At 57.4% G+C, this 4,247-nt stretch carries 6 protein-coding genes and 1 tRNA gene; 4 read left to right on the forward strand and 3 right to left on the reverse strand.

Annotated features, from left to right (window positions below; genetic code table 11):
* Nucleotides 1–193: 193 nt before the first annotated feature.
* Nucleotides 194–556, forward strand: a complete 363-nt coding sequence (locus EN925_RS25330) for a response regulator (protein WP_006199474.1) — start codon at nucleotides 194–196, stop codon at nucleotides 554–556.
* Between the two features lie 116 nt (nucleotides 557–672).
* Nucleotides 673–747 (forward strand) — tRNA-Val (locus EN925_RS25335).
* A 274-nt stretch (nucleotides 748–1,021) separates the two neighbouring features.
* Here EN925_RS25335 and EN925_RS25340 read toward each other — a convergent pair.
* Nucleotides 1,022–1,228 carry a hypothetical protein gene (locus EN925_RS25340; protein WP_013529712.1) on the reverse strand — a complete coding sequence of 69 codons (207 nt, stop codon included), beginning with the start codon at nucleotides 1,226–1,228 and terminating at the stop codon, nucleotides 1,022–1,024.
* A 403-nt stretch (nucleotides 1,229–1,631) separates the two neighbouring features.
* Here EN925_RS25340 and EN925_RS25345 point away from each other — a divergent pair, with 403 nt between their 5' ends.
* Nucleotides 1,632–2,399 (forward strand): Stf0 family sulfotransferase, encoded by a 768-nt coding sequence (locus EN925_RS25345; RefSeq protein ID WP_027161395.1) that lies wholly within the window; start codon nucleotides 1,632–1,634, stop codon nucleotides 2,397–2,399.
* Between the two features lie 468 nt (nucleotides 2,400–2,867).
* Here EN925_RS25345 and EN925_RS25350 read toward each other — a convergent pair whose 3' ends face one another.
* Both EN925_RS25350 and EN925_RS25355 read right to left on the reverse strand, forming a co-directional pair.
* Complete coding sequence (locus tag EN925_RS25350; protein WP_013529710.1) at nucleotides 2,868–3,263, reverse strand: hypothetical protein; 396 nt, start codon at nucleotides 3,261–3,263, stop codon at nucleotides 2,868–2,870.
* Between the two features lie 14 nt (nucleotides 3,264–3,277).
* Nucleotides 3,278–3,610 carry a lysozyme inhibitor LprI family protein gene (locus EN925_RS25355; protein WP_224621359.1) on the reverse strand — a complete coding sequence of 111 codons (333 nt, stop codon included), beginning with the start codon at nucleotides 3,608–3,610 and terminating at the stop codon, nucleotides 3,278–3,280.
* Nucleotides 3,611–3,812: 202 nt separating this feature from the next.
* Here EN925_RS25355 and EN925_RS25360 point away from each other — a divergent pair, with 202 nt between their 5' ends.
* Nucleotides 3,813–4,103: a hypothetical protein gene (locus tag EN925_RS25360; protein WP_127368816.1), complete on the forward strand. Its 291-nt coding sequence runs from the start codon at nucleotides 3,813–3,815 to the stop codon at nucleotides 4,101–4,103.
* The last annotated feature ends 144 nt before the right edge of the window (nucleotides 4,104–4,247 follow it).

A 4,247-nucleotide genomic window follows, 5' to 3' on the forward strand; every position in this document is an offset into this window, starting at 1 on the left:
CACCAGTGCATCATGATGTGAAAGTGCCACCTTGCAGGCCGCGTGTCCAGCATTTCAGCGGCGGCACACCCCCGGCAAATATGGATCATCGCCGTCCGCGTTCACTTGATGTTTACCCTCACCTCCTCATATACAGGATGGTTAACGGGCTTGCCCAACGGCAATCTCGGGCGGGTGATTCGGACAGGATATCATGGCACGCATTCTTCTGGCGGAAGACGACGACGATATGCGTCGGTTCCTCGTCAAGGCGCTGGAGCGCGCCGGTTACCAGGTCAGCGATTTCGACAATGGCGCCAGCGCCTATGAGCGGCTGCGCGAAGAGCCGTTCTCGCTGCTGCTGACCGACATCGTCATGCCGGAGATGGACGGCATCGAGCTGGCGCGCCGCGCCACCGAGATCGATCCCGATCTGAAAGTCATGTTCATCACCGGTTTCGCCGCCGTTGCGTTGAACCCGGATTCCAAGGCGCCGAAAGACGCCAAGGTGCTGTCGAAGCCATTCCATCTGCGCGACCTCGTCAACGAGGTGGAGAAGATGCTGCAGGCGGCCTGAGCCGTTTTCTAGGCGAGGCGCCGCACCTCTTCGCCACTGCGGCGAGACGACGCCTTCTTTCCTTTTTCCTGCTATTGACGCGCTGGATCAAAAATGGTGTATGCGCGGCTTCGGATGGGCGTGTAGCTCAGCGGGAGAGCACTGCATTGACATTGCAGGGGTCACAGGTTCAATCCCTGTCACGCCCACCATCCAACCAGACAAATCAGACTTGGATCGACATGCTGGCCGGCTCGCCAGACAAAGCGCGTGGGCATGACGCGCGGGATGAGCAGCGTCGAGGTGCTGGCGGAAGAACGCCTCACTTGGGATAAGCAGGGCACAGCGTGGCACAGGGCCGTCCAGGGCGCGCGTTACACAGAGGTGGACGATTTCGGTGCCTCAAGGGGAGGCTGGACGTTGGCGAGCTTTCGAGCGCAACCCGCCCGTCCCAGCGCTGACCGGAACGGGCGACACGCAATCAGATCATTGCGGCGCTGGATCAGGCGTATTTCCCGGCCTGTCGCCGCCGCCCTTGCCTTCGCGGCAAGGCTCGCCGATGCCGCAGCATTTGCCGTTATAGGTGACGCCAGGCTTCAGCTTGTCGCATTCCCTGGGAGCGGTTGTCTTGCAGCCGGCCAGCACCGAAACGGCGATGGCGGCCAAAAAGACGTTTCTCGAGACAGTAAACATAAGACGTTCTCCTTGATGAACCATGTTTGGACACATCACTTGGTCGCGCCTCGGGTGAATTGGTTCACAAAAATAGTGATGGCGGCGAAAACAACCCTCACGGTTATTCGACAGAGGACACTCCTGGGCAGGCGCAGCAATCGCGTGGCGACGTGTCGGCGACGGCGAACACGCCCACGATGACGATGGCGGCCGATGCGGCGTCCTAGATGAATTGCGTGGTCATCTGGTCTAGAATCCAGCCAAAGCCCTGGTGATGCCGACAAGATGGCAACGAAGATCACGGCGGCAATAAGCTGAGCACGGTGTTCCTGGACCTGGGGCGGGAACGCAGCACTGATTTGGGTTGAAGATAAGCGGGCCTTGCGGCATGCGTTCCGGGACAAGGTGAAGTGAGGAGTTTATGCGGGGCGTTGCGATTCTTACAGAGGGAAGAAGCGGTTCGAACTGGCTGGGAAGCCTGACGAACGCAACTGGCCTGATGGGACGGTCGGAGGAATGGCTTGATCCGGCCTATCTACGTTTCGATCCCCGCACCTATGATGATCTTGAAAAAGCGGTCATCGAGAAAGCGTCGACCGACAACGGGCGGTTTGCGATCAAGTTGTTTCCGCGCCATCTGGCCTGGTGTAAGGAGAAATTCGGAAAGGATTTTCTATTCGAGATTCGAAGAAAACACGGCTTGGAATTCATTTTGTTGGAACGTCGCGACCGAATTCAGCAAGCTATTTCGTTCTACCGAGCTAGGATGTCTGGAGTGTGGACGAGCCGGCACGAAGGGAAAGTCAATCCGCGCTCTGTTCCTTATAGCTTCGCCGACATCAGCCAAGCGTATTTCCAGATTGATCGAAGCTATGCGTTCTGGAGGTCCTACCTACAACTTGCGGGGCTGGATTGTCGTCAATTCGTCTACGAAGATTTGCAGCAAGACCCACGGCCCTATCTGGAAGCTGTGGCGGATTATATGGGCGTCCAGGTCCCGGAAGACACCGCCAATTCGAGATTCACTGTTCAACGGGACAGCCTCACGGAAGAATGGATAGTGCGCTTTCGTGAGGACGCAGCGGCCAAGGGCGCCATTGAGGGCATCGGGGAGATGGCGGTGCCAAGAACGCTCGACAATATCGCCCGCTTTGCCCTGAAACGGCCCCTGATCCGAAAGCGCTTCTAGAGGCAGGTACTTTCTTCGGGGAAATTCGATGATCGTTGCAGCTGGCTCGGTTCCAGCGCTCAATGCCCCGGCTCTTCCTCCAGAACACCTGGAGTAAATCGCGCCGGTCAACCGTCTGCCTGCGGTATGAGCATGGATAGAAATGCTCTCTTCCGGGATATCCTGGCCGCCGTGCAGCTTGCTGGGAACGGCGGGCCAGGGGTCAGATAGTTTCGTCATGTCGCTCGAACCTGCCATTGCGGCAAAAAGTTCCGGAACCATCCTTCAAGCTGATGGAATCGCGGATCGCGTGTGCAGGATCGGCATTTCCCGGCTGTTCGCCAGAGGTAGAGCGGTTCGCATTTGGGTTGACTTCTAGCCTGCACCTGGCGCAACGCCGCATGTAGTGCTTGAAGTTGGCGAAGGGTTTCTCGATTGGGTTGAGGTCCGGACTATAGGGGGCAGGAAGGAGAGCCTCGCGGAGCCAGCCTACTGGTCATCGTCATCGTTATTGTCTGGATTGTCGACCAAACATCCCGCGCCGTGACACCCTTGGTAATTGCCTTGAGTGTCGAAATTCGGATTGCCGTCCTTGTCGTAACTCGGCCTTGGATCGATGTAGCTGTCGTCCTTTCGACGCGCTTCCTTGCGATCCTTGTCTCTCTGTTCTTGCGCGGCCATGCGATCCAATGAGCGCTGCTCATCTTCTGAACGTTGTGAGGTCTGTTGCATCATGCAGTCGGCAAACCTGTTGGTTCCTGGCCTGTAGCCGTAAGACGCGCACTGTTGCTGATCCATTGCGCGCTGATCCTCAGCGCTGACGCAACCGGCAACCGCCAACGGCACAAGCGCGATCAGCACATATCTCATCTTGAAATTCGGCATTTTGTCACTCCAGATTATTCTGATGGCACCGGGCAAGAGAGGTCACCCTCCTGGCAGTTCAGGTAGGCCTTCAACTGCCTGGTGCGGGCCTTGGTCAGGTCAGCCTGACAAGCAGCGGCAACCATCGGCGCCGCGGAGCCACCATCGTCACCGCTGGATTGAAACGTGCATTCGGCGTTGCGGAACGCAATCCACGCTCTCTGCGCTTTCACGAACCGTGCCTTGCCGTCGGAATCATCCGTAAGCCGCTTCTGGATTTGCTTGAAGGTCTGGTTCAATGCCTGATCGGCTCTTTTGAAATCCGAAGCTGGATCGGCCAGAGCCGCGGTGGCGGCGAACGACAGCATGGCGACCGCAGCAAGTAGAAAACGCATGATTGTATCCCCCTCATGAAAACAACCACAAGTAAGCACGCATAGGAGCAGCCGGCAAGGCCTGGAAAACCATATAGTAAGCAAAGGGTTGTCGGGTTCAACAATGCAGGACGGACGAGGCTAGGGCCGTGAGGTGATATGCGGGGAGTGGCAGATAACTCATGCATTCGATGCAATGGCGGTCGAATGCGGCCGCCACAAGCTGACCATGTTTGGACACATCGCTTGGTCGCGCGCCGGGAGGATTGGTTCCAAGAAAATTGCGATCACCGGCGCATCTTTCGCGAGCTTGCCTTTGCGTGAAGGCGAATCGCCGATGCCGGGGCATTTGCCATGCTATGTGGTTTTCGGATTTGATTTATCGCATTGTCCTGTCGGCGTTGCCTGGCAACCTGCCGTCACTTATTCAGCAGAACATAACAGGACATTCGCAACGCTACATGCGAGAGACGTTTTCCATGATTGATCGTGTCGCACAATTCAGGGCTTGGTCGCCTCACGCTCAGAAATGGTCCAGAGTCGAAGTCGGAATGATTGGCGAAACCGCGCGCATCCCCGAGGCGGTGATCGGGATCCCGTCTCCCTGCGTGCCGTCATGAGCTCACAGCCC

Origin of the sequence: Mesorhizobium sp. M7A.F.Ca.US.006.04.2.1, assembly GCF_004022915.1 — a bacterium.
Lineage (GTDB): Bacteria > Pseudomonadota > Alphaproteobacteria > Rhizobiales > Rhizobiaceae > Mesorhizobium > Mesorhizobium ciceri.

What these genes read in the sequence shown, in the direction of transcription:
- EN925_RS25330 (WP_006199474.1), top strand. Translation starts at nt 194, where the DNA reads ATGGCACGCATTCTTCTGGCGGAAGACGACGACGATATGCGTCGGTTC.
- EN925_RS25340 (WP_013529712.1), bottom strand. Translation starts at nt 1,228, where the DNA reads ATGTTTACTGTCTCGAGAAACGTCTTTTTGGCCGCCATCGCCGTTTCG.
- EN925_RS25345 (WP_027161395.1), top strand. Translation starts at nt 1,632, where the DNA reads ATGCGGGGCGTTGCGATTCTTACAGAGGGAAGAAGCGGTTCGAACTGG.
- EN925_RS25350 (WP_013529710.1), bottom strand. Translation starts at nt 3,263, where the DNA reads ATGCCGAATTTCAAGATGAGATATGTGCTGATCGCGCTTGTGCCGTTG.
- EN925_RS25355 (WP_224621359.1), bottom strand. Translation starts at nt 3,610, where the DNA reads ATGCTGTCGTTCGCCGCCACCGCGGCTCTGGCCGATCCAGCTTCGGAT.
- EN925_RS25360 (WP_127368816.1), top strand. Translation starts at nt 3,813, where the DNA reads ATGGCGGTCGAATGCGGCCGCCACAAGCTGACCATGTTTGGACACATC.